Origin of the sequence: Veillonella rodentium, assembly GCF_900187285.1 — a bacterium.
GTDB lineage: Bacteria > Bacillota > Negativicutes > Veillonellales > Veillonellaceae > Veillonella > Veillonella rodentium.
The window spans coordinates 794870-821247 of sequence record NZ_LT906470.1 but is presented as its reverse complement, the minus strand read 5'-3'; the positions used below and the strand labels follow the sequence as shown (position 1 = coordinate 821247).

The 26378-nt window shown below is 43.8% G+C and carries 23 protein-coding genes; 3 read left to right on the top strand and 20 right to left on the bottom strand.

What is annotated here, in order from left to right; translation table 11 throughout:
- The first annotated feature begins 37 nt into the window (after positions 1-37).
- Positions 38-1408, top strand: coding sequence for an MATE family efflux transporter (locus CKV62_RS03615; protein WP_095065731.1), 1371 nt, complete (start codon positions 38-40; stop codon positions 1406-1408).
- A gap of 148 nt (positions 1409-1556) precedes the next feature.
- Here the strand turns inward: CKV62_RS03615 and uvrC are convergent, their stop codons facing one another.
- The 20 genes from uvrC to CKV62_RS03515 all read right to left on the bottom strand — a co-directional run bounded on the left by uvrC (position 1557) and on the right by CKV62_RS03515 (position 24452).
- Positions 1557-3389, bottom strand: coding sequence for an excinuclease ABC subunit UvrC (gene uvrC / locus CKV62_RS03610; RefSeq protein WP_095065730.1), 1833 nt, complete (start codon positions 3387-3389; stop codon positions 1557-1559).
- 109 nt (positions 3390-3498) lie between these two features.
- Entirely contained in the window at positions 3499-6354 is a 2856-nt protein-coding gene (uvrA, locus tag CKV62_RS03605; protein ID WP_095065729.1) for an excinuclease ABC subunit UvrA, read from the bottom strand.
- A gap of 109 nt (positions 6355-6463) precedes the next feature.
- On the bottom strand, positions 6464-8635 hold the full coding sequence (uvrB, locus tag CKV62_RS03600; RefSeq protein WP_095065728.1) for an excinuclease ABC subunit UvrB: 2172 nt from the start codon (positions 8633-8635) through the stop codon (positions 6464-6466).
- On the bottom strand, positions 8635-8931 hold the full coding sequence (locus tag CKV62_RS03595; protein WP_231968366.1) for a hypothetical protein: 297 nt from the start codon (positions 8929-8931) through the stop codon (positions 8635-8637). The genes uvrB and CKV62_RS03595 overlap by 1 nt, the downstream gene beginning before the upstream one ends.
- Positions 8932-9007: 76 nt before the next feature.
- A complete protein-coding gene (ftsY, locus tag CKV62_RS03590; RefSeq protein ID WP_038114599.1) occupies positions 9008-9943 on the bottom strand; it encodes a signal recognition particle-docking protein FtsY in 936 nt (311 codons plus the stop codon).
- Complete coding sequence (gene smc, locus CKV62_RS03585) at positions 9943-13497, bottom strand: chromosome segregation protein SMC (RefSeq protein WP_095065726.1); 3555 nt, start codon at positions 13495-13497, stop codon at positions 9943-9945. The genes ftsY and smc overlap by 1 nt, the downstream gene beginning before the upstream one ends.
- A 45-nt stretch (positions 13498-13542) precedes the next feature.
- The gene (locus CKV62_RS03580; protein WP_095065725.1) at positions 13543-14577 is read right to left on the bottom strand and encodes an elongator complex protein 3; all 1035 of its coding nucleotides are present in this window, start codon (positions 14575-14577) and stop codon (positions 13543-13545) included.
- A 130-nt stretch (positions 14578-14707) separates the two neighbouring features.
- Positions 14708-15445, bottom strand: coding sequence for a ribonuclease III (gene rnc, locus CKV62_RS03575; protein ID WP_095065724.1), 738 nt, complete (start codon positions 15443-15445; stop codon positions 14708-14710).
- Entirely contained in the window at positions 15445-16689 is a 1245-nt protein-coding gene (fabF, locus tag CKV62_RS03570; protein ID WP_038114592.1) for a beta-ketoacyl-ACP synthase II, read from the bottom strand. The genes rnc and fabF overlap by 1 nt, the downstream gene beginning before the upstream one ends.
- A gap of 36 nt (positions 16690-16725) precedes the next feature.
- Positions 16726-17682, bottom strand: coding sequence for an NAD(P)H-dependent flavin oxidoreductase (locus CKV62_RS03565; protein WP_054673151.1), 957 nt, complete (start codon positions 17680-17682; stop codon positions 16726-16728).
- Positions 17683-17759: 77 nt separating this feature from the next.
- Entirely contained in the window at positions 17760-17990 is a 231-nt protein-coding gene (locus CKV62_RS03560) for an acyl carrier protein (RefSeq protein WP_005376767.1), read from the bottom strand.
- A gap of 51 nt (positions 17991-18041) precedes the next feature.
- Positions 18042-18785 (bottom strand): 3-oxoacyl-[acyl-carrier-protein] reductase, encoded by a 744-nt coding sequence (gene fabG, locus CKV62_RS03555; RefSeq protein ID WP_095065723.1) that lies wholly within the window; start codon positions 18783-18785, stop codon positions 18042-18044.
- A 1-nt stretch (position 18786) separates the two neighbouring features.
- Positions 18787-19728: an ACP S-malonyltransferase gene (gene fabD, locus CKV62_RS03550; RefSeq protein ID WP_095065722.1), complete on the bottom strand. Its 942-nt coding sequence runs from the start codon at positions 19726-19728 to the stop codon at positions 18787-18789.
- A 10-nt stretch (positions 19729-19738) separates the two neighbouring features.
- Positions 19739-20683 carry an enoyl-[acyl-carrier-protein] reductase FabK gene (fabK, locus tag CKV62_RS03545; protein WP_095065721.1) on the bottom strand — a complete coding sequence of 315 codons (945 nt, stop codon included), beginning with the start codon at positions 20681-20683 and terminating at the stop codon, positions 19739-19741.
- A gap of 15 nt (positions 20684-20698) precedes the next feature.
- The gene (locus CKV62_RS03540) at positions 20699-21694 is read right to left on the bottom strand and encodes a beta-ketoacyl-ACP synthase III (RefSeq protein WP_095065720.1); all 996 of its coding nucleotides are present in this window, start codon (positions 21692-21694) and stop codon (positions 20699-20701) included.
- Positions 21678-22706 (bottom strand): phosphate acyltransferase PlsX, encoded by a 1029-nt coding sequence (gene plsX / locus CKV62_RS03535; protein ID WP_095065719.1) that lies wholly within the window; start codon positions 22704-22706, stop codon positions 21678-21680. Before plsX ends, CKV62_RS03540 begins: the two co-directional genes overlap by 17 nt.
- A 3-nt stretch (positions 22707-22709) precedes the next feature.
- Positions 22710-23273 carry a transcription factor FapR gene (gene fapR, locus CKV62_RS03530; RefSeq protein WP_095065718.1) on the bottom strand — a complete coding sequence of 188 codons (564 nt, stop codon included), beginning with the start codon at positions 23271-23273 and terminating at the stop codon, positions 22710-22712.
- Positions 23274-23501: 228 nt separating this feature from the next.
- Complete coding sequence (gene rpmF / locus CKV62_RS03525; RefSeq protein WP_038114566.1) at positions 23502-23678, bottom strand: 50S ribosomal protein L32; 177 nt, start codon at positions 23676-23678, stop codon at positions 23502-23504.
- A gap of 25 nt (positions 23679-23703) precedes the next feature.
- Complete coding sequence (locus CKV62_RS03520; protein ID WP_095065717.1) at positions 23704-24216, bottom strand: YceD family protein; 513 nt, start codon at positions 24214-24216, stop codon at positions 23704-23706.
- Positions 24217-24317: 101 nt separating this feature from the next.
- The gene (locus tag CKV62_RS03515; RefSeq protein ID WP_004693422.1) at positions 24318-24452 is read right to left on the bottom strand and encodes a rubredoxin; all 135 of its coding nucleotides are present in this window, start codon (positions 24450-24452) and stop codon (positions 24318-24320) included.
- Positions 24453-24838: 386 nt separating this feature from the next.
- On the opposite strand from CKV62_RS03515, the gene CKV62_RS03510 reads away from it, so the two are divergent.
- Entirely contained in the window at positions 24839-25792 is a 954-nt protein-coding gene (locus tag CKV62_RS03510) for a nitronate monooxygenase (protein WP_095065716.1), read from the top strand.
- Between the two features lie 21 nt (positions 25793-25813).
- Positions 25814-26362: a gamma carbonic anhydrase family protein gene (locus CKV62_RS03505; RefSeq protein ID WP_095065715.1), complete on the top strand. Its 549-nt coding sequence runs from the start codon at positions 25814-25816 to the stop codon at positions 26360-26362.
- Positions 26363-26378: the final 16 nt, after the last annotated feature.

Sequence of the window (26378 nt, the reverse complement as noted above, 5' to 3'; positions counted from 1 at the left end):
TTTATGGTATACTATATCATCAACTAGGGAGGTCATCATGTATCAGACATATTCTATATTGGAAAAATTATGGTTATTTATCAGACTATTCACCCCCATGTGCATCACTCAGTTCTCCCTCGTAGGAGGCACGTTCATCGCTATATTCCTGACCGGACAATATAGCACGACGGATTTGGCCGGTGTTGCGACAGGATATAATTTATGGATCTTATTCTATATCTTCGCTATGGGCATACTGATGAGTATTTCGCCGATTATATCACAATTATTAGGAGCAAAACAGACTTCCTCTATCGGCATTATCATTTATCAAGGTTTATTTATCGGTACCGTTTTAGGCTTAATAATCCTATTACTCGGTATTTTCGGTCTCGATCCGTTATTGACATATCTCAATTTGGAACCGGCGGCACGCGATGTGTGTATCGATTATCTGAAAGTTTTCAGCATCGGTCTATTTCCTCTATTATGGGTCAACACGTTGCGTAATACAGTGGATTCTCATGGGCTCACTCACTACTCTATGCTCATTGTAGTTACCAGCTTTATGATTAATGTATTCCTAAACTATACCCTTATTTTCGGTCACTTCGGTTTTCCGGAACTGGGAGGCGTCGGTGCCGGCTATGCAACGGCAGGTGCATGCTGGACTAATTTTATACTCTTCAGTGCCATGATGCTGTTTCATCCCAAGCTTAAAGGATATCAGGTCTTTAAAACTTGGCATGGTCTTAAATGGATTTATATTCAGGAGCAACTGCAAATCGGAATTCCAATCGGTCTTTCCACGTTTTTAGAGGTAAGCATATTCAGTATCGCCGGACTTTTGATGGTTCACTTCGGTTCCGCCGTCGTTGCAGCCCATCAATCGGTTATTTCCTTTACGAATGTATTCTATTGCTTACCGTTGAGTGTTTCCATGTCGGCAACTATTGCGGTAGCTTACGAAGTGGGGGCCATGCGCCCGAAAGATGCGATTGAGTATTCATACTTATCCCGTATACTGGCCATCATTATGGCTGTACTTATCTGCAGCTTTACCTTTACCCATATGGATACGCTTTCATCGCTTTTCACAAATGATCCGGAAGTATATAATCTGATATACAGCTTCTTGGGATACGGCGTATTCTTCGCCGCGATCGATGCCATCGGAACTCCGTTACAAGGCATTCTAAGAGGATATAAAGACGTAAAAATGGTCTTCTACATTTCCTTTATCTCCTATTGGGGCGTCTGCTTTCCTATGGCTTATATCCTATCTAAAAATCCTGCATACGGACCATATGGCGTATGGATCGGCCTATTATCAAGCGTAGCAGCTGCCGGTATATTATTTACAATCCGAGCATGGTATATTCAACATTACAAACCAAAATCCGTAAATAATACAGCCGCGCAATAATTCAATCTCTTAAAAGTATAAACAGAATTTATATTATTACAAGAACTATACAATACGAAGCCCCTAGCAGTAGATTAAAATCAATCTACGCTAGGGGCTTTCAATATGAAAAATATTATTCATATCGATACTATTTTAGTATCAAATTTTATTTACTATTCAACAAGTTATGTTTATCTACCTTCGACATACGGAAAAAATTATACAATGTTTCCGCCGTCTTATAATTCATTGATTCAACCTGCGCCAGCTCATCGACAGAGGCGGCCTTCATGGCTTCAAGGCTGTTGAAATGAGCCCATAAAGCCTTACGTCGTTTTGGACCGATACCTTCAACATGGTCAAGGATAGATTCGAGATTTCTTTTACCTCGCAATTTTCTGTGATATGTAATAGCGAAGCGATGAGCCTCATCGCGGATTTGCTGTAACAATTGCAGCTCCGGCGTATGATGACTCAATATTATGCTGTCGGACTGTCCTTCTACAAAGACCTCTTCAATGCGTTTTGCCAAAGATATAACAGGCACATCCGTAACACCTACGGCTCGAATAAGAGGGATAGCCGCATTGAGCTGCCCTTTACCGCCGTCAATGATGATGAGATCCGGCATAGGCCAGTCCGTTTCATTTCCGTAGCGACGCTCCATAATCTCCGCCATCGACTTAAAGTCATCCGGCTTGCCCTGAGTTGTTTTCAACTTAAAGCGACGATACTCCTTCTTTGCCGGCTTGCCGCCTTCAAAAACAACCATGGATGCAACGGTTTCAGCACCTTGAGTATGAGAGATATCAAAGCACTCCATGCGCTCCGGTAAGCGCGGCAGGTCGAGGACTTCCGCCAATTTCTTAACGGCTCCGCCTGTCTTGTCAATTTGATATTGCCACTGACGACGCCGCTCCTCCAGGAAGGCTTCCGCATTTTCACGGGCCATCTTAATCATATCCATCTTATACCCGCGATGCGGCACGGATACATCCACATGCTGTCCTTTCAGCTGTGTAAACCACTCACTGAGCAACTGACGGTCCGAACTTTCTATCGGCAGCAGCAGTTCTTTCGGAATAAAATTCGTCTCTCCATAATACTGTTTAACGAAGTCCGTCATAATCGTTTCCGGAGCATCCCCATCGTGCTGCACAAAGTAGTTTTCTCGGCCTAACAGCCGACCTCCGCGAATGAAAAGCAACTGAACACAGGCCATTGAATGATCTACAGCCATACCGAGTACATCCAAATCACCGCGCTGTGTTACCATCCGTTGTTTTTCCTGAATCTTTTCGATGCTTGTCAGCTGATCCCGGTATCTTACGGCATCTTCAAAGCGTAATTCCTCAGCTGCTGTTTCCATCTTCTCTTTAAGCTCTTTCAACAGTGGAATCGGTTTACCTTCAAAGAGCTGTATAATCTCCTGAATATATACATCATAGACTTCCTTCGTAATTTTTCCCACACAAGGGGCCTCGCAATAATGCATATGATATTGTAAACAGGGACGTTCAACCTTCATGGACCTACATGTACGGAGCGGATAATAAAGGCGTAGCAGTTTAAGCACTACATGGACGGAGGTAACATCCGTAAAGGGGCCGAAGTATTTAGCACCATCCCGCTCAAGTCGTCGCGTCATATATACACGCGGAAAATCTTCCTGAACGGAAATTTTTACGTATGGATAAGTCTTATCATCTCTAAGTCTGATATTATACTTCGGATGATGCTCCTTGATGAGCGTATTCTCCAAAATAAGAGCTTCCATTTCCGTCTTGGTCTGGATGACCTCTACATCGACAGCCCGTTTCATCATAGCCGTCACCTTAGGCGCCCTGTTTGCATCGTTCCGCACATAAGAACGAACGCGATTGCGTAGGTTGATAGCCTTTCCTACATAAATAATACGGTTATATTGATCACGCCAGAGATAAACGCCCGGCGTTGTCGGCAGATGACTGACCTTTTCCAGTAATTCCTCTGATGCCATAGGTCCTCCTTTCCATGTAGAAATAATTTGTAAACACCGTCTATATCAGCTAATGTTATTCCTATACAATCGTATTTTAACCATGCCAGTATTTTTTTAATCTTAACATTTACTTTTTGCTCTTACCGGCCGCTTTCATAAATGCATTGGTCTGATCCAATACGGGTCCAAGGAATTTTCCCGTATAGCTCTCTTTCACCTTTGCAATCTGCTCAGGTGTACCGGTAGCCACAATCGTACCGCCTCGATTACCCCCTTCAGGACCTAAGTCGATAATATGATCCGCCATCTTGATAACGTCCAAATTATGTTCAATGACGATAACCGTATCGCCTGCATCTACGAGTTGCTGTAAAACATGTAACAACTTGCGAATATCCTCAGCATGGAGCCCCGTCGTAGGCTCATCTAAAATATACAGAGTTTTACCTGTACTGCGACGAGCCAGTTCCGTTGCAAGCTTAACACGTTGAGCCTCCCCGCCGGACAATGTCGTAGCGGCTTGCCCCAAGCGAATATATCCAAGACCCACTTCTTGTAGAGTGACCATTTTACGATGAATTTTCGGAATAGCACTGAAAAATTCCACCGCTTCATCAACGGTCATGGCCAACACGTCGGCTATGGATTTGCCCTTGTATTTAACCTCCAAAGTTTCCCGATTATAACGGTCTCCCTTACACACTTCACAAGGAACATACACATCGGGCAGGAAGTGCATTTCAATTTTAATAATGCCGTCACCGCGACAAGCTTCACAACGACCGCCTTTCACATTAAAGCTGAAACGGCCCTGTTTATAACCGCGCATCTTCGCCTCCGGCGTTTGACTGTACAATTCACGAATCGCGTCAAACACCCCCGTATAGGTAGCGGGATTTGAACGCGGCGTACGACCGATCGGACTCTGATCGATGTTGATGATCTTATCGATATGTTCTAAGCCTCGAATTTCCTTATGAGCTCCTACCTTATGATAGGAACGATATAAGTTATTAGCTAACCCCTTGTATAAAATCTCATTAATCAATGTGGATTTGCCTGATCCGCTGACACCGGTAACAACAGTAAAGAGACCGATTGGGAACTTTACATTAATATTCTGTAAATTGTTTTCCTTAGCCCCTCGAATTTCAATATAGTTTTTACTGGCTTTACGACGTTTTTCAGGAAGAGCGATAAATTTACGGCCGCTCAAATACTGACCGGTAATGGAGTCCTTTACCTTCATCACTTCATCTACGGTACCTGCCGCAACAACCTCACCACCATGTTCACCGGCACCGGGTCCGATATCGACAAGATAATCAGCGGCGCGCATTGTATCTTCATCATGCTCTACGACGAGCAATGTATTACCTAGGTCACGAAGTCCCTTTAAGGTATCGATGAGTCTGTCATTATCCCGTTGATGCAGACCGATAGACGGTTCGTCAAGAATATAGAGGACCCCCACTAAACCAGAACCGATTTGAGTAGCTAAACGAATACGCTGCGCCTCTCCGCCGGATAATGTGCCCGCACTACGATTCATCGTTAAATAATCAAGTCCTACATTATTGAGGAACCCTAAACGAGCGTTAATCTCCTTCAGAACTTGGGCCCCGATAACTCGCTCCCGCTCCGTCAATTTGAGATTCGCAAAGAAATCCAAAGCCTCTTTGATTGTTAGCTGCGTCACTTCATTGATATTCTTATGTCCGACGGTAATGGCGAGAACCTCCGGTTTTAAACGCGCTCCATGACAGGTGGTACACGGCTTGATGGACATGAACTTTTCAAATTCCTCCCGCATGGAGTCCGTCGATGCTTCACTATGACGGCGCTTCACCATAGGCAAAATGCCTTCATATTCGGTAAAAAACTCTTTCACTTCACCGCGCATGTTCTCATAAGTGAAAGATACCTTCTCCGTAGTACCGTACATGACCTTCTTCTGTAATGCCTTCGGCAGTTCATCATATGTAGAGTTCAATGAATACCCGTTTGCTATGAGAAGTCCCTCCAGTTGACGCATAAACCACGCATTAGGATTCGAGCTCAAAGCCTGTACACATCCGTCAGCAAAGGATATGGATCCGTCCGGGAGAACCCGTTCCTCGTCAACCTCCATGGTCGAACCGATACCGAGACATGCGGGACATGCACCAAAGGGACTGTTAAAGGAAAACATACGAGGTTCAATCTTCGGTAGTGAAATATGGCAATCGGGACAGGCGAAATGTTGACTGTACATATGGTCAGGGCCGTCGATTTCCTGAATTACGACGATGCCTTCCGCCCATTTGCCTGCCGTTTCCATGGAGTCCGCTAAACGGGATTCTATTCCGGCTTTCACAATGAGACGATCCACGACAATATCAATGGAATGTTTCTTATTTTTCTCCAAACTAATATCTTCATCTAATGTGCGTACAATCCCATCTACACGAGCCCGTACGAAGCCTTCCTTACGCAGTTGTTCGAAAACTGATTTATGCTCCCCTTTTTTGCCCTGTATCATAGGCGCCAATACCAAAATCTTTGTGCCTTCCGGGAACGACATGACGTCATCCGTCATCTGTTGAATCGTCTGTTGCGTAATCGGTTTACCGCACTCAGGACAATGAGCATGACCGACACGGGCAAAGAGAAGCCGCAAATAATCATAAATTTCCGTCACGGTGCCCACCGTAGAACGCGGATTACGGCTCGTCGTTTTCTGGTCGATGGAGATGGCCGGTGACAATCCTTCAATATAATCTACATCAGGTTTATCCATCTGCCCTAAAAACTGACGTGCATATGCCGACAGAGATTCCACATATCTTCGCTGTCCTTCGGCATAAATCGTATCAAACGCAAGTGACGACTTGCCGGATCCGCTGAGGCCCGTCAAGACGATAAACCGGTCTCTGGGTAAAGCGATATTTATATTTTTAAGATTATGCTGACGCGCACCTTTAACTATTAATTGGTCTTTCATACTTTCCTTTCTATATAGCAACGATGATACCCGTAGGTATCATCGGCATACGTATATACCATATATCCATACTACTATAGTATCGCACATATGAGCTATATAATCTATATTATTTTTTACTTTTCGGCGCTTGTTTTTTCACAGTTCGCTTCGATTTCTTCAATTTACTGTTATCGGCGCTGTGCATATCCGACCATTGTTGACGTAAAACTCCCAACTGATCGCGTAATGCTGCAGCTTTTTCAAATTCCAACTGCTTAGCGGCCGCCTTCATTTTTCGGTCTACATCCTCAATCTTATTATACAATTCTTCCGGTGTAATATCCGCCACCTTGGTGGATTGTGTATCTTGTACATATGGCTCATGACCGTGATCCATCACATCGGATTTGGTCTTGCCTTTGCGTTTTGCCTGTGAAAGGCCCTGTCCATCCGTCACCATATCATCTTCAATCTTGGTTAATTCAATTAATTCCTTAACCTCTTTAGCTACCGATTTCGGTGTAATATGATGTTCTTCGTTATAAGCCTCCTGTACGGCACGACGACGGTCCGTTTCATCGATAGCGCGCTGCATGGAGCCCGTAATACGGTCAGCATACATGATAACATGACCATTTACATTACGAGCTGCACGACCGATCGTCTGAATCATGGCCGTATCGGAACGCAGAAAGCCTTCCTTATCCGCATCGAGAATAGCCACTAAGGATACCTCAGGCATATCGAGGCCTTCTCTTAGCAAGTTAATTCCTACCAGCACATCGAATACGCCGGCACGCAAGTCCCGAATAATCTCAGCCCGCTCAATGGTAACGATATCCGAATGAAGATAGCGCACGCGAACGCCCATTTCCTTCAAGAATTCTGTCAAATCTTCCGCCATCTTCTTCGTCAATGTCGTAACGAGAACGCGTTCATTCTTTGCGGCTCTTGTATTGATTTCCCCAAGCAAGTCATCCATTTGCCCCTTGATAGGACGGATTTCAATAGACGGATCTAAAAGGCCTGTAGGTCGAATGATTTGCTCCGCCACATTTGTTTGCACATCCATCTCATATGGACCCGGTGTAGCCGATACGTAAACAATTTGATTGATTCTCTCTACAAACTCATCGAATTTAAGAGGTCTGTTATCCAATGCGGACGGCAAACGGAATCCATATTCGATAAGGGATTCCTTACGGGCCCGGTCTCCATTATACATGGCCCGCACCTGCGGTATTGTTACATGTGACTCATCCACCATAATAAGAAAATCATCAGGGAAATAATCAATCAATGTATACGGTGCTTCCCCGGCCTTGCGATTCGACATATGACGGGAATAATTTTCGATACCCGAACAATATCCCATCTCCTGCATCATTTCAATGTCGTATCGCGTCCTCTGTTCCAATCGCTGCGCTTCCAAAAGTCGATCAGCCGCTTTTAATTTCGCCAACTGTTCGTCCAGTTCGGCTTCAATACGCTCTACGGCAATATTCATTTTTTCTTTCGTCGTTACATAATGAGAAGCCGGATAGACAGCAACATGCTTGCGTTCCGCAATGACTTCGCCGGTCAATGCATCCACTTCCACGAGGCGGTCGATTTCATCGCCGAACAGTTCAACCCGCACGGCTCTTTCACTATAGGCGGCAGGGAAAATATCAATCGTATCCCCCTGTACGCGGAATGTACCACGTACGAAATTCATATCATTGCGCGTATATTGAATATCAACCAATTTTGATAAGATTTCATCGCGACTCTTCGTCTGACCTAAGCGCAACGATAACACGAGATCCGAATAATCCTCAGGGTCCCCCAAGCCGTAAATACAGCTTACAGAAGCGACAATAATGACATCGCGACGCTCAAATAAGCTCATCGTAGCACTATGTCGTAATTTATCGATTTCATCATTGATGGAAGCATCCTTTTCAATATAGGTATCGCTGGACGGAATATATGCTTCCGGCTGATAAAAATCATAATAAGATACGAAATATTCAACCGCATTATTAGGAAAAAAGCTTTTGAATTCACTGGCTAATTGAGCCGCCAACGTCTTATTATGCGCGATGATAAGCGTCGGTTTCTGCACCGCTTCAATGACCTTGGCCATGGTAAATGTTTTACCGGTACCCGTTGCGCCTAATAACACCTGCGCCCATTCACCACGTTCAATTCCTTCCGTAAGAGATGCAATAGCACCCGGCTGATCCCCCGTAGGTATAAAGGGCGCCTCTACCTTAAACGGCTGGCCCCCTTCATGGTTATATGTATTGTGTTTCATTACTGTTCATCCTGATGCTTACGGATGGCGCGTAATTCTTCGTCACTTAAGCGCCGCCCCGCATTCTCACTTTGACTTAAGGTATCTTCCCCCTCCAATACTTCGATGAGCATGGCAATGGAAAATCGATCTAATGATGGGGTCGATGTCTGAATTGACTCCGCCATCTTCCATTCTTCAGGCGTATAGTTATTAATACGCTCCGTAATTTCATTCCAATTTGATAACAGTAAACGCGTAATAGGACGATATAACTCTATGCCGAAATATTCAATTAAATCGATGATCTTGTTCATATTATCCAAGCTTACATTATATTCATTTGACTTATTTTCCGATTCTACATATTCAAGTAAGAATTCCCGGTTAAATTTATTTGTCACCTTGAATCATTCCTTTATTAAATAATGCGTTAGCGAATTCCTTCGCATTAAACGGACGTAAATCATCCATGCCTTCACCAACGCCAATCCAACGAACCGGTACGCCCAACTCTTCTTTAATGGAAATAACGACACCGCCTTTGGCTGTACCGTCAAGTTTTGTTACGACGATACCGTTCACGGGAACTGCTTGTCCGAATAATTTTGCCTGACTGACAGCATTTTGACCTGTCGTACCGTCAAGGACAAGCAACGTCTGATGCGGAGCCCCTTCCACATGATTATTAGCTACGCGTCCCATCTTTTTAAGTTCTTCCATAAGGTTAACCTTCGTATGTAAACGCCCCGCCGTATCGACGATGACAAGGTCCGCATTCCGGGCCTTTGCCGCCTCCATTGCATCATATACAACAGCTGCAGGATCGGCCCCTTCCTTATGCTTGACAATTGGTACACCTACGCGATCCGCCCAAATGGACAGTTGATCTGCCGCAGCGGCTCTGAACGTATCCCCCGCCGCGATGATGACCTTCTTTCCTTCCTTCGTATAGTAGTTTGCCAATTTTGCGATGGTCGTCGTCTTCCCGACGCCGTTAACACCTACGACGAGGATCACCTCCGGATGATGTAATGTAATTTCATCCTCCTGATCGACGAGCATTTCCGTGATACGGTCCTCCATAAAAGGCATAACATCACCTGTATTGTTGATGATGCCTTCCGTTACGCCGCGACGGATTTCTTTCATCAGGTATTCCGTCGTTTTCGGACCGAGATCACCCGTAAGCATAACCGCCTCTAAATCATCAAGAAAGTCATCATCGATTTGAGCATAACCGATGATAATGCTTTCAACATTTTTGACAAAGGACTTACGAGTTTTCTCCAAGCCGTCCTTAATTTTATCAAAGAATCCAAATGCCATTATGCCAGATCCTCCTTCACATCTTCAAATGAAACCGTCAATAATCGCGATACCCCGCGTTCCACCATGGTCACGCCCTGTAATACTTCGGCGGCTTCCATTGTTTTCTTGCGATGAGTTACGACAATAAACTGCGTTTCTTTATTTATACGATTCAGATACGAACTGAATCGATCTACATTTGCTTCATCCAATGCGGCATCAACTTCGTCAAGTACACAGAACGGTGCCGGACGATAGTTGAGGAATGAGAACAATAATGCGATAACGGTAAGAGCCCGTTCACCACCCGATAACAACGTCAATTGCTGGCGCTTCTTCCCAGGCGGTTGTATATAAAAATCAATGCCGCCCGTCAAAATATTTTCCGGATCGGTTAATACAATTTGAGCCGTCCCGCCACCGAATAATTGACTGAATACATCCTGAAATCCCTTGCCGACCACATCCAATACATCATACAGCTGTGTACTCATGGCTTTATCCATTTCAGCGATAACAGCTTGCAGCTGAGCCTTCGCCGTCTCCAGATCAGACAGCTGATTCGTTAAAAAGTCGTATCGAGTCTTTGTTTCTTCATACTCTTCAACCGCATTCGGATTCACAGGACCCAATTCGGCGATTTCCGCCATCAAACGAGCCTGTTCATCCTTCCAGTCCGACACGGAACCTTCCAATCGGATACCTTGGGCATCTTCCAAGGTGAAGCCTAACTCTTGCAGTTCCTCTACATATCGCTCACAATCCATGCGATGACGAGTAATTTTACCTTCCATATCGACAAGACGGGACTGAACAACTTTGTACCGTTGATTCAATCGATCCTGTTCACTTAAGATAGATTCCAATTCCTCTCGACCTGTAGAGGTTTTATCATACGCTTCATCGCGCAATATACGCAAACGCTCTACCTCTTCGATAACAGCCTGCAATTCCGACTGTATCAACTCTTGAGTCTTCGGCAACTCCTCTTCACAGCGAATAAGCGTGCTCGCCAGTAATTCCTTTAACGGTACCAATCGGGCAGCGATACTTTCAATAGACTGAGTCCGTTGTTCGCGCTGGCTTTGTCGCTCCTTAATGTTCTGTCTCAGTGTATCACATGTAAGTCGTACTTCCGTGAAAGCTTCATAAGCTTCCTGCTGCACCTTTTGCAAACTCGTTAATCGATCCATTAAGGCACCTTGATTGCCATCTACACCGTGAGATGCCTGCAGGCTTTCCAAGGTCTGTTCCTGTTGTTTCAAATTTGCTTGTGTCGTAGCCGAATCGATATCGATTTGTACCAACCGCTCTTGTTCGGCATTAAGGACACGTCGCTTACGGTCCACTTGATTCTGTATATTCTGAACCTTTGTTTCTCCCGCCACATAAAGTAAATTCGTATGTTGGTACCGTTCATCAAGACCAATTCGTTCCTTTTCCATCTCTTCGACGGAGGACTCAAGACGCTCTAAATTCGATGTCAAGCTCCGGATCCGCTCTCTGATATGCTCTAATTCACGTTCTAAAGTAGCTGCTTCTTCCTTACGGCTCATAACGGATGCACGTTTCCGCTTTGTAACCCCGCCCGTTAAAGAGCCGCCCGGTTGAAACTGTTCACCGGTTAACGTAACGATACGCAACTGGTGGTGGTATTTTTTCTGCAACCCAATGGCATCATCCATGGATGTAACCACCAATGTTCGTCCCAATAAATATTGAAAGATATGAGCATATTGATTATCAAAGGAAATACAGTCAACAGCCGTTCCCAGTACACAGGATTCAGTGAGAGCCGGTGTATCATAAGGCTTTCCTTTTACGGAATCCATAGGCAAAAAGGTAACACGACCGCCTTGCATGGATTTTAAATAATTAACCCCATCCGATGCAGCCCGCGCAGTAGTCGTAACCACATGATTCACGCTGCCGCCTAAAGCCGTCTCGATAGCCGTCGTAAACTTATCCTCTACGGTAAAAAGATCACCGACGGCGCCTGTTATTTGACTTCGCCATGAACCTTTTCCGTTCAGAATATTCTTGGTCCCTTCCAAATAACCTTCATGCTGCTCTTCCCATTGAGCCAACAGTTCCAATCGGCCTTTCGTGCGCTGCTCCTGCGTGCGCAGCTTCTGTAATTCTTTTTGACCTTCTCGTATCTGTACAGATGCATTTTTCGCACGTTCTATGAGCGCTTCACGTTGAGCCGATAAGGTTTTGAAATCCTGACCTAATTGTTCATACTCGGCACGAGCGACATGGAGCTCTTTTTCTACCTGACCGATTTCAGTCTCCAGCACGCTGCATTGAGCAACACATTCTGCCTTACGAGCTTCCAGGCTGCGCAATCCGGCCTTAGCCGTTTCAATCGCACTGACCACTTCTAACTGACGTTTCTCAAAGGTATCACGATCAGACTGCAAGGATTGAAACCTCTCCTGTTCTGTAGATACAGCTTCAACAGCAGAATTATAGGCGGCTTCCAATTTCTCTAACTGTTCTTCCTTTTCAGACAGTTGATCTCCTTCATCTTGTAAAAGTTGATCTAAAATGCGTAATTGTTGCTCCTCGCCCTTTTGCGTTGCTTCCAATTCATTAATACGCATAGTCATTTCGTCCAACTCGCGATGCGCCGTCTTTAACTGTTCCTCCAGAAGACGCAACTGTCCGGACAAGCGTTCTTCATCACGTTGCTTTTCCGTGTACTGAGTTTCCCACAGTTTTAACTGTTCCTGCTCCTTTGAGGATGAAGACTGTAACATATGACGGCGTGCTTCTAATTTAGCCAGCTCCGTTTGTAGTTCAATCTCCTCGTCCTTAAAGGATATATTATCATTTTCAAATCTCGTGAGCAGACGGTCCGAAGTTTTATAATTATGAAAGCCCAAAGCGCCATCATAATCTCGTTTTGTACGACTGAGAGCCATATACGTTTTAGTCTTTTCGGCCTTCTCCGCCAATGGATCCATCTGCTCCTCGATTGTCGCCATCACATCGCGCACACGTTCCATATTACGGTCTGTGCTTGCAATACGGCGAAGTGCATCTTCCTTATTAATTTTAAAACGGGAAATCCCGGCCACATCTTCAAAAATAATACGACGCTCTTCCGGCTTACTGTTCAGAATCGCATCGATACGATTTTGACCGATGATGGCCATCGAATCCTTTCCGAGGCCCGTATCAGCTAATAAAAGATGGATATCCTTTAAACGACAAGATCGTTTATTGATGAGAAACTCGCTTTCACCGGTACGATAAATACGGCGTGTAATCGCCACCTCGGCCATGTCGAGATCGAGCTGATGATCACTGTTATCAAAAACGAGCGTAACCTCAGCGGAACTCATCGGTTTACGTTTTTCCGTACCGGAGAAAATGATATCCTCCGCTTTTTGACCGCGCAAATTACGGACATTGGATTCTCCCAATACCCATTTCATAGCATCCGTAATATTACTTTTACCACTTCCGTTAGGACCAATAACGGCAGTCATTCCTGGTGAGAATTTTACAATCGTTTTATCCGCAAACGATTTAAAGCCCTTTAATTCCAACCGAAGTAATTGCATGACTGCCTCCTTTCTGCTAACAATCCCGAATAATCATATCTTTAATTATAACATATATTGTAGGCCATCAATACAGCAACACACTGTATTTCTCGTGCTATCTTCGCACCATTCAAATGCATACTGCGGATACTGATTCTGAAAGTATTTAACGTTTCGATTGTTAAGGCCTCGCACCTTAGATGTCAAGCGGCGAGGGTATGTAATTCGAACTGTCAGAATCGGTAGCATATGTTCATCAATACAGTGCTCTATACGTTGCTTGAATTGTTCATTCACCACCAGTTCACCCATAGCGGGCTCATACGGTCCGGCCACTAAGCTTTCACCGGAATCAAGTTCATCAGTACTCTGCAATCCGGTACGAATGACATCGATATGATGACGCTCAAACCATTCCTTGAGAAATGCACAGTATTCTATGGCCTGTTCCGTGCTGAGAGGCGTATAGTCACCTGCGCGATATTGATCTGCCAATTCCGTATTATCAATGACCAGTACGGGATAAATCCGTACAAAATCCGGTTGTAACTGCACTACCTTAACGGCGGTTTCCAACAAAGTCCCCCACGTTTCTCCTTTGAGACCCGGCAATAGCTGTACACCAATGATCATATCGTATCGTTTCAGACGTTGTACTGCACTGATTACTTCTTCTGCCGTATGTCCACGCTTAGCATCTGTTAAAATCTTTTCATTCATGGACTGAACGCCAATCTCTACGGTCCGTACACCATAAGACTGCAATAAAGCAATGGATTCCATCCCTACCGCATCAGGCCTTGTAGAGCAGCGTATCCCATCGATCAATCCCTCTCGTAATGCCTCATAAGCCGGATTCAGCAACTGTTTCTGCATTTTTTCGGGAACAGCTGTGAAGGAGCCGCCGTAAAATGCGACCTCCCAGAACTTGTCGCGGCGTTTATCGCCTACGTAATCCTCTATTGTTTTTCTGATATAGTCCGCTGTAAGATGACTGATTTCCGATTGTCCCGTAATGCGTGACTGATTACAGAATGTACATATATAGGGACATCCTAAATGAGGTATAAAAAAAGGAATCATACCGTACGGTTTCATAGGCACCTCCTTTCTGATTTATTGCTTCCTGATTTATAAAATCTAATATAGTTATAGTAATCTAAATATCTCTTTTTATAGTAATCCAGGTATCTCTATTTTAATACAGAAAAAGCGCCATACGGCGCTTTTATTTATTCATCAACCGTTCCAGGGTCAATTGAGCGGCATGCTGTTCTGCAATTTTTTTACTTTTACCTGAGCCGGCCTCATAGGTAACACCATCGATCTGAACCTCCATATGAAAGGTTTTGGCATGATCGGGCCCACTTTCACTGAGTAGACGATATACGATATGTTTATCCCCATCTCGCTGTACATACTCTTGCAATAATGTTTTATAATCTTTGCCCCGCTTACCTTCCAAGGCTTGATCTATATAAGCGGTCAAATGCTTCAACACAAAAGCCATAGCCGTTTGGTAATCTGTAGAAATATAAATGGCTCCGATAAGAGACTCAAATGTATCAGCTAAGATAGAGTTTCGATCATTACCGCCGGAAGCATATTCCCCATGTCCAAGCAATAAATATTTACCTAAATCCAATGTGCGACTCACGGAAGCCAAAGAGTCTTCACAAACCGTAGCCGCCTTGATTTTGGTCAAGCTACCTTCCGCCATATCCGGATAGGTTCTGAACAAATATTCACCGATGATAAGATCCAATACGGCATCACCGAGAAACTCCAAGCGCTGATTGTGATGAATATGCTTTGATTTATGTTCGTTCGCATAAGAGGTATGTGTAAATGCACAATCTATAATGGATATATCTGAAACAGGTATGTCTAAACGACTAACAAGCCCCTGAAGAGATTCTTCACGAGCTTGTGTCATCTTACTCTTATGCGCTTCAACTGCCCCCATTAAGCTTCATAACGGCGCACACAAATTGTACCGTTATGACCACCGAAGCCGAAAGAGTTGGAAAGAGCACATTTAACTTGTAAATCACGCGCGCCTTCACGAACGTAATCCAAATCCAAACCTTCATCAGGATTATCGCAGTTAATTGTAGGGTGAACCTTACCGGTTTCAATAGCCATTGCAACAACGATAGTTTCAATAGCTCCGGCAGCCCCCAACAAGTGTCCCGTCATGGATTTTGTAGAATTGACAGCGATATTCTTCGCATGGTCACCGAATAATTCCTTAATAGCTAATGTCTCATTTTTGTCATTAAGACCTGTGGATGTACCATGCGCATTGATGTAGTTAACCTCATTCGGATCAATACCTGCATCTTTAATAGCCAATTCCATACATTTACGAGCCTGTACACCACCAGGAGCCGGTGCTGTAATATGATAGGCATCACCGTTTGTGCCATAACCTACAACTTCAGCATAGATATGAGCACCACGAGCTTTTGCATGTTCTAATTCTTCAAGGACAACGATACCGGAACCTTCGCCCATAACGAAGCCGTCGCGGTCTTTATCGAATGGACGAGATGCTTTTGTAGGTTCATCATTACGTGTGGACATAGCTTTCATAGCTGCAAAACCGGCCACAGCAGCTGGAGATACGGCGGCCTCTGTACCGCCTGCAAACATGATATCAGCATCACCACGCTGAATGATACGGAAAGCATCGCCGATTGCATTAGTACCGGAAGTACAAGCTGTTACATCTGTAATAACAGGGCCTTTAAGACCTAAGCGGATAGATACGCGTGCAGATGTCATATTAGCAATCATCATAGGCACCGCAAATGGGCTCACACGACCAGGACCTTTATCGAATAGTGTTTCGTATACTTCATGGATAGAGTCGATACCGCCGATACCGGTACCAACAACAGTACCGCAACGATCCAAATCTTCTTTATCCAAGTCGAGTTTGGAGTCTTCACAAGCAAGAACTGCTGCACCGATAGCCAATTCTACGGAACGGTCCATGCGACGAGCTTCTTTCTTATCTACTCCATAGTTTGTAATGTCAAAGTCTTTTACTTCACCCGCAATGCGTGTTGCATAGTCAGATGCATCAAAGCGTGTAATCGGCCCAATACCAGATTGACCTGCTAATAACGCATTGTAAAAGTTTTCTTTACCGATACCTACAGGAGTCACTGCTCCTAAGCCAGTAATTACTACACGTTTTTCCAATTATTCCACCTCTTATAGACATACAGCCCTTTTAAATTAATCAATCTCTGCTACCTGCTGTTTCAATTGAGCAAAGATATCTTTAACTGGCATAATCTTGTCGACTTTTCTCATATTATTGCCAGAGAATACCAATCCCGTTTCCACATCGCCCTGTTGTGCTCGTGAAAGTGCACGAATAATGCAGAATTTATGTGAGCAATGCTTCAAACAGTTATCACACACCGTCGGTGGTGCTACTGTGCCGTCCAATACGGATTCGGCAAACTTATTTTTAATGGCTTGTCCGGGTAAACCTACGGGACTTTGAATTAATACAATATCCTCAGGTTTTGTAGCCCGCACATACATTTTTTTCAATTCATCGGATGCGTTACATTCATCAGAAGCAGCAAAACGGCTGCCCATCTGAACACCACTGGCACCGAGCTTTAACATATCCACAATGTCGCGACCATCTAAAACACCACCGGCAGCAATCACCGGTATTTTTTTTACGGCTGCTACAACCTCAGGAACGATATCCCGAGCTGAACGATTTGTACCCAGATGGCCACCCGCCTCGCTACCTTCAACGATAACGGCAGAGGCGCCCAATCCTTCGGAAATGCGTGCTAACTTTGCGGATGAAACGATCGGTACGATAGGCGTACCGGATTCTTTACCCATAGCGAACATATCTCTTGAAAAACCAGCACCTGCTACTACAAGATCTATGCCCTCTTCAATGGCAGTCTTAACAAGGCCGGCAAATTGTGTGGCCGCTACCATCGCATTTATACCAATAATACCCGTAGGTGATAATTTTCTAGCTAATTGTATTTCATATCTTAATTCATCAAAAGGCAAACCGGATGCCGCAATAAGACCTATACCGCCTTCATTTGCAACGGCTGCTGCCAAGCGAGCTGTAGACAATCTAATCGCCATACCACCTTGAATAATAGGTACTTTGGCCACTAGATTCCCAATGCGAAGTTCAGGGAGCTTCACTATCAAATCCTCCTGTAAATAAAACCGGTGGGGAGGCCACTCGGCCCCCCTCTCGGCTGAATTGTCAGCTTTACAGCTTATTTAGCAGAATCAATATATTCTACTGTATCCTTAACGGTTTTGATTTTTTCTGCAACGTCGTCAGGGATTTCAACATTGAATTCTTCTTCGAATGCCATGATCAATTCAACGATATCCAAGGAGTCTGCGCCTAAATCGTCGATGAATGTAGAATCAATGGTAACTTCAGCTTCATCAACGCCTAATTGTTCCACAACGATTGCTTTAACTTTATCGAAAGTACTCATTAGTGGTTCACCTCCTTTCAATGTAGGTTTATATATAGTCAAATTTTACAACTACATTACCATGCCGCCATCAACATTGATGACTTGTCCCGTAATATAATTAGCAAAATCACTCGCAAGGAATGTTGCTACCGATGCCACTTCTTCAGCTTCAGCCATACGGCCTAACGGAATTTCAGCAACCATAGCTTCTTTAACTTTTTCCGGTAATACATCGGTCATATCAGTATTGATAAAGCCCGGTGCAATAGCATTAACCGTAATACCACGACTTGCCAATTCCTTAGCACAAGACTTGGTAAATCCGATAACGCCCGCTTTAGATGCGGCATAATTGGTTTGCCCCGTATTACCGATAACACCTACAACGGATGTCATATTGATAATACGTCCGGAACGTTGCTTCATCATGATTTTTGCAACTACTTTCGTTACTAGATACACACCTTTGAGGTTAATATCGATAACAGCATCAAAATCATCATCTTTCATACGCATTAATAAGCCGTCACGTGTAATTCCGGCATTATTAACGAGGATATCAATGTGTCCGAATTCTTTATGAGCTTCTTCCACCATGGAAGCCACCTCTTCAGCATCGGCCACATTAGCTTTAATTTTTATGGCTTTACGGCCAAGCGCTTGTACAGCTTCAACGGTTTCTTGAGCTGCACCTTCACTACCGCTGTAATTAACTACGACATCTGCACCGGATTGTGCTAATTGAATCGCTACAGCGCGACCGATACCACGGGATGCGCCTGTTACAATGGCTACTTTACCCTCTAAGTGCATTTTATCGAACCCCTTTCAAAAATTCAAGCGTTTTATCTAAGGATGCAACGTCTTCCACATTAGCTAATTCCATGTCTTTGTTGATTTTTTTAGTGAAGCCGGTAAGCACTTTACCAGGGCCCACTTCTACGAAGCGAGTTACACCGAAGTTAATCATTTCCGCTACGCAGTCTTCCCATAATACAGGATTAGCAGCTTGAGTAACCAAAGATTCTTTAATGTCATTAGCATTAGTCAAAATCTTACCGGTAACATTCGCAACTACAGGAATTTGTGCATCACTCACCTGAATCTTATCCAATTCCTCTTTTAAGCGGATTGCCGCAGGTTCCATCAAACGACTGTGAAATGGAGCACTAACAGGTAGCATAACTGCGCGTTTTGCACCGGCTGCCTTCATTTTTTCCGCCGCCGCTTCCACCGCTGCCGTTTCCCCGGCGATAACGATTTGTCCAGGACAATTGAAGTTTACTGCCTGTACGGAGCCAACAGATGCATCGATATCCTTACAGATAGCCACAACCTCTTCACGAGGCAATGCCAAAATAGCCGCCATGGCACCTTTCCCCAAAGGTACAGCCTCCTGCATATATTCACCGCGTTTGTGAACTACATATACGGCATCTTTAAATTTTAATACGCCGGCAGCCACAAGAGCACTGTATTCACCGAGGCTATGCCCGCCTACAATGTCAGGCGCGAAACCTTTCTCTTTTAAGATTTCATAGCATGCTACAGATGCCGTCAAAATAGCCGGTTGTGTATTTGCCGTCTTTACAAGCTCTGTATCAGGACCTTCGAAGCATAATTTAGTAATAGAATACCCAAGTGCTTCGTCAGCTTCTTCAAAACGTTGTTTCACAATAGGATATTCATTATACAAATCTTGTAACATACCTACTTTTTGTGAACCTTGACCGGGAAAAACAAATGCCGTTTTCATAGGGGCCTCCTTATTTACTAAGACCTTGAAGGTTTTTAATTACTGTTTCAGCTTCAGTCATAATATCCTGAATAATCGTTGCACATGGTTTAACATCCGTCAACATACCGGAAATTTGACCGATCATTACGGAACCTTCTTTTACATCACCGTCGATAGCAGCTTTACGAAGTGTACCTGCACCCAAACTTTCCAATTCTTCCTTAGAAGCGCCGCTAAATTCAAGCGCTTTATACTTATGCGCTAACGCATTATCGATAATACGTACCGGATGACCTGTCGTAAGACCGGTCATAACCGTAGCGCGATCTTTTGCTTTCAACACGGCATTCTTATAATTCTCGTGAGCAATACATTCTTCGGATAATACAAAACGAGTCCCCATTTGCACCGCTTTAGCGCCCAATGCAAATGCAGCGGCCATGCCGCGACCATCTGCAATCCCGCCGGCTGCAATAACCGGTACATCAACGGCATCTACAACTTGCGGAATCAACGCCATCGTCGTAATATCACCTACGTGACCGCCGGATTCAGTACCTTCCGCGATAATCGCATCAATACCGCCGCGCAACAGACGTTTAGCAAGCAACACGGATGCCACTACAGGAATGACCTTCGTACCGATCTCTTTCAACGCCGGAATATAAACCCCTGGATTACCTGCACCGGTTGTGATGACAGGAACGTGTTCTTCCAGAACAACTTCCATTACTTCTTTTACAAACGGAGACATTAACATGATGTTACAGCCAAAAGGTTTACTTGTCCGTTCTTTTAATTTATGAATTTCATTGCGGAACACATCAGGAGGCATATGACCTGCACCGATGATGCCGAGACCGCCGGCCTCAGAAACAGCTGCCGCAAGTTCTGCAGTACCGAGCCAAGCCATACCGCCCTGAAAGATCGGATACTCAATCTGCAACAAATCACAAATATCAGTCTTAATCATCTCGATGTTTCCTCCTTAATACCATTTCAAGACTAGGCTCGCCCATGTAAGACCAGCTCCAAATCCTGCAAACGCAACATTATCACCGCGTTTGAAACGTCCTTCACGCCAGGCTTCATCAAGAGCAATCGCTACGGACGCGGCAGATGTGTTACCATACTTATGTAAATTAACAAATACTTTTTCCTTCGGCATATGTAAACGTTTTGCAGCCGAATCAATAATCCGAATATTCGCCTGATGAGGAATAAAGAAATCCAAATCCTCTAAATCCATATGAGCACATTCTAAAGATTTTAAAACGGTGCGTCCCATTGTTTTAACTGCAAACTTATATACTTCAGGCCCATCCATATGGATGAAAGTCAACCCTTCCTCTACACGCTGATCATTAGCAATAACAGCTGTACCGCCGGCAGGTATACAAAGAGATGAACCACCGGTACCGTCGGCGCCCATATCGATGCCTTTGATACCATATCCTTCAGGAACTTCAGAAACAACGGCCGCTCCTGCACCATCGCCGAAGAGAATACATGTACCGCGATCATTCCAGTTAACTCGACGTGATAGAATTTCAGCGCCCACGACAAGTACCTTTTTATAAATTCCAGAATTAATATAACTTGCTGCCGTAATCAATCCATAGACAAAGCCGGAGCAAGCCGCCTGCAAATCATAAGCCGCTGCATTTTTTGCTCCTAAATTTGCTTGCAACACACAAGCAGCAGAAGGAATAATCATATCCGGTGTCAAAGTGGCGAAGATAATCATATCGAGGTCTTCTGCATTAACTTTAGCCATCTGCATGGCTTTTTTTGCTGCCTCAGCCGCCATATAAGATGTGTTCATGCCTTCCGGTGCAATGCGGCGTTCTTCAATACCTGTACGTTCTCTGATCCACTGGTCATTAGTATCGACCATTTTTTCAAGATCAAAATTTGTTACCACATTGTCAGGAAGGAAGCTGCCTGTACCAATAATTCCTACAGGTTTACTCATCATACTCATATTTTAAAGCTCCTTCAATTTCTATCGTTTGTTGAATGTGTTCAATAATTTTACGATCCACCAAATCTCCGGCAATAGTAATAGCCGTCTTGATTTCCTTAGCCTTGGAGCTGCCATGGGCAATCATAAACACACCATTAACCCCTAAAAGCGGAGCACCGCCATTTTCTGTGTGATCTATCTTCTTCGCGATATGCTTCAAAGCCGGTTTTACAAGCATAGCACCAAGCTTTGCGAAAATACCGCTCGCCATAATGCTTTCTTTTATAAGTTGTGTTAAGCCCGTAACCAGACCTTCAGCAAACTTTAAAATTACATTACCTACAAAACCGTCACATACGACAACATCTACGGTCCCTTTCGGTATATCGCGGCCTTCTACATTCCCTTTAAAGTTGATGGTTTTCATTTTCTCTAAAATAGGATATGTAGCCAAAACGACTTCGTTTCCCTTTGTAGCTTCTTCGCCGATATTTAATAATCCTACTGTAGGGTTATCTTTGCCTAATAACAGCTTTGCATATTCCGACCCCATCAAAGCCCCCTGTACAAGATGTTTAGGTTTGCTATTGGAGTTAGCACCGGAGTCCAGCATTACCGTAATACCGTTCACCGTGGGCATCGGTGTTGCAATAACCGGTCTATCAATGCCCTTGATTCGACCTAAGCCGAAAAGAGCCGCGGCCACAGCAGCACCGGTACTTCCGGGAGCGATGACGGCATCACAGGCTTTATCTCTCACTAATGAAGTTGCAACGACAACGGACGCATCTTTCTTCTTACGTAATGCCTGGCCCGGATGTTCATCCATGCCGATAACTTGACTGGCATGATGCACGGAAATACGCGAATTATTCGCTTCATTATTAGCTTCTAATATATCAAAAATTTGCTGCTCATCACCTACGAGAACCACTTCGATGTGACTATTTTCTCGTACGGCTTCAATGGAGCCCAGAACGGTTTCCAAAGGAGCAAAATCGCCTCCCATGACGTCTACTGCGATTTTCATAATTTACACCCTATTCTCTATGGATTCCATGATAAATTTTGCTCGAAATACTTCTTTTATTTTATCTCTTATGATGACCCAAATAAAGAACTTATTTCCACGGCGACGAACAATTTCTGCTTTTGCCACCAGATTGGTACCGGCTCTTACAGGGCTTTTATACTTTATATTTCCAACTTCCGCCGAACAAACGGTCGTCCCCATGACGACTTTTGCTAGGGAATTTGCTTGCGCATATAAATACTGAGGCTCTATATAACCGAACTGATCCTCCATATCCACAGTTGTGCGCAACATGGATAACGCCTGTTGCCCTGCGGTAACATCAATCAGTTCTCCCACTACTTCATACGGCAAATGTTCCGCTGTTTCCGGCGTATAACCGCCTGTAGCCATCACGCGAATACGCTCACGTAATTCAGGAATACCCAATTCCAGTCGATCCAAACGAATAGTCGGCACACTCACACTGAAGTGAGAGGCCAAATCTTCATCAGTTAGAAATGGCGTGATATTCAGTTTTTCTTGCAACTGCTTTTGGCGCTCTTGTTTCTTCAACCGACTCATGGGACCACCTTTTATGACCTAGTACTAATATTACATACTAAGTATATACAATATTTCCCTCATTGGCAAGACTTTTCATATATATGGTAAGAATTTTAAACCCATCTACCAAATATGGTAATAATTTTATATTTTTGTTGTATTTATTTTATCCGAAATATAAAAGCCGACTATAAAACGCAAAAAAAGAACGCCTGTTAAACAGACGTTCTTTTCTCGGCTTACTTATTAAGCATTAGTTACTACTTGTTCACCTTTATAGTGACCACATGTAGGGCAAACACGATGAGGCATCTTAGGTTCGTGACATTGTGGACATGCTACATAACCAGGAGCTTCCAATTTCCAATTAGCACGGCGACGATCGCGACGGCATTTAGACAATCTACGCTTAGGTACTGCCATTATCTGCACCTCCTTAATACAATCATTAGGACAATCTATCATCTTTCTCATCAAGCAAAGCACGTAACTCTGCAAATCGAGGATCCACCACAAAGGATTCACAAGAACAAGGTGAAACATTTAAATTTGCTCCGCAATGAACGCACAATCCTTTGCAATCATCCTGACATAACACTTGAGAGGGTTCATTGATGATTAATGTATCCCTAATCAGTTCGGTCAAGTCAATTTCCTCTCCATCGAAAGGAATCACATCATCCTCTGTAACCCGACCATCACTAAAGACTTCTTCGAAGAAATCATTACGATTATGTTCCGTTATGTTTAAACACCTAGAACACTCATAATCACCTTTAGATGTGATCGAACCGTGGACAATGTAGTTTTGACCATCATACCAAAACTCACCACTAATGGTTATATCATGACGGCTCCAAGGAAAAGCAGTTACGTCGCCAAGTATAGAGGCTGGCATCGTATAGCTATAAGGAAATTTCTTTCCTATATGTTCTTTTGCTTGCTCTACTTGCAGTTTCATAATCTTACCTCGACTTATAATATTATAAACACGACATTGTGCTTTGTCAAATAAAAAAGGCTATCTCAAGTCCGCTTAAGATAGCCTTTTCGGTAAATCAATTACATTTTTTCGAATTGGTCTTTACCAACACCACAGATTGGGCAAACATAATCAGCCGGTTGATCTTCGAATTTTACACCTTCTACAGCTTCATCATAAACCCAACCGCATACTACGCATACATATTTTTCCATGTGTATTTCCTCCTTCACTTGAAAATTATGATTAACATTTTATCTTTCAATAGTTCAGATACTTCATCTGAATGTAGTATATCAAAGATATCGAAACTTTTCAATACTCATTTTCTTATTTTTTTAGTTTTCACAATATTTAAAAAGCATAAATAATATGCGGTTTTATTCTGCCTGTCTTTACTGAAATATATTATCAATTATCTTCTGTATTATATCAAACGAGAAAAGTCTATATACAGAATTTCACTATTATACTATTATATGTTATATAAGTAAGATATGATTTTATATCGATACTTATCATATGAGTTATATAAGTATGTACTTATAAATATCGCCGTTTTATATGCGAAAACCATAAATTAGTTATTCTAGGAGGATGTATGAGAACAAAATTAACACAACTTTTACAAATAGAATACCCTATCATTCAGGGTGCCATGGCTTGGGTATCGGAACACGAACTCGTGGCCGCCGTCGCTAACGCCGGAGCCACCGGCGTCATCGCTCTAGGCGGGCGGGATGCGGACTGGACACGCAATGAAATTCGGGCCTGCAAAAAATTAACGGATAAACCTTTTGGCGTAAACCTCATGCTGATGGCCCCTAACAAGGATGAACTCGTAGATATAATCATCGCCGAAAAACCTGCATTTGTTACACTCGGTGCAGGTAATCCCGTACCGTATATCAAACCGTTTCAAGATGCGGGAATTAAAGTCATCCCCGTCGTACCGTCCTTAAAGCTGGCTAAACGTATCGCGGATGCCGGTGCAGATGCGATTATCGTGGAGGGCATGGAGGCAGGCGGACATATCGGCACGCAAACAACTATGTCTTTAATGGAAAATATTCTGCCGGAAATCTCTATTCCCGTTGTAGTAGCAGGTGCTATCGTTGATGGGCGAGGCCTTGCAGCCGCTTTATTAATGGGTGCAGAAGGTGTTCAGATGGGGTCCCGTTTCTTGTTAGCTGAAGAATGTCATGCCCATCCAAATATGAAAGAAGCCATCATCAAAGCAACCGATACGGACTCGGTTGTAACGGGGCTTCTCTCCGGCCACGGTGGTGTTCGCAGCTTAAAAAATGAATTCACTACGCGCTATCTTGCAGCGGAAACCGATGGCGTAACCACACCGGAAGAACGCACCAAAATGTCTCAAGGCACAAATAAATTAGCTGCTATCGACGGTGATGTTGTAAACGGTGCCGTTCAGGTCGGACAAGGCTTAAATCGACTCAACAAGATTGAACCGGCACGCGTCATCGTTCAAACGGTTATGAATGAAGCAATCATGTCCATTCGTAAGGCACAACGTTTCATCGATGTCATTTAATATTTAAGCTAGGAGTAATACATGTTACCATTTCACGGAAAATATCCCAAATTAGACCCTAAAAGCTGCGTTATGCCCGGTGCTGAACTAGCGGGCGACGTAGAATTAAAAGAATATGCATCCATTTGGCAAAACTGTGCGCTTCGCGGCGATGTCAATAAAATCATCGTTGGTCGTTATTCCAATGTTCAAGATAATTCTGTTTTACATGTAGATGATGATAAAGCATGTATTCTGGGCGATTATGTAACAGTAGGCCATGGTGCTATCGTTCATGCTACAACTGTAGAGGATAATGTACTCATCGGTATGGGGGCTATCGTTTTAAGCGGTTGCCATATAGGCTCGGGCTCTATCATTGCTGCCGGTGCAGTAGTAAAGGAAAACACGGTTATCCCTCCAAACTCATTAGTAGTCGGAATCCCGGCACGCATAGTACGCACAGATGCCACCCAAATCGAACGCATTCACAACCAGGCATTGAAATACAAACATCTGTGGACCATAGAGTACGGTATGCTTCCCAATGCAGGCGGTGAAGAATACGACAAAAATGCCAAGATTGTTTAGCATATAGCAATAATTC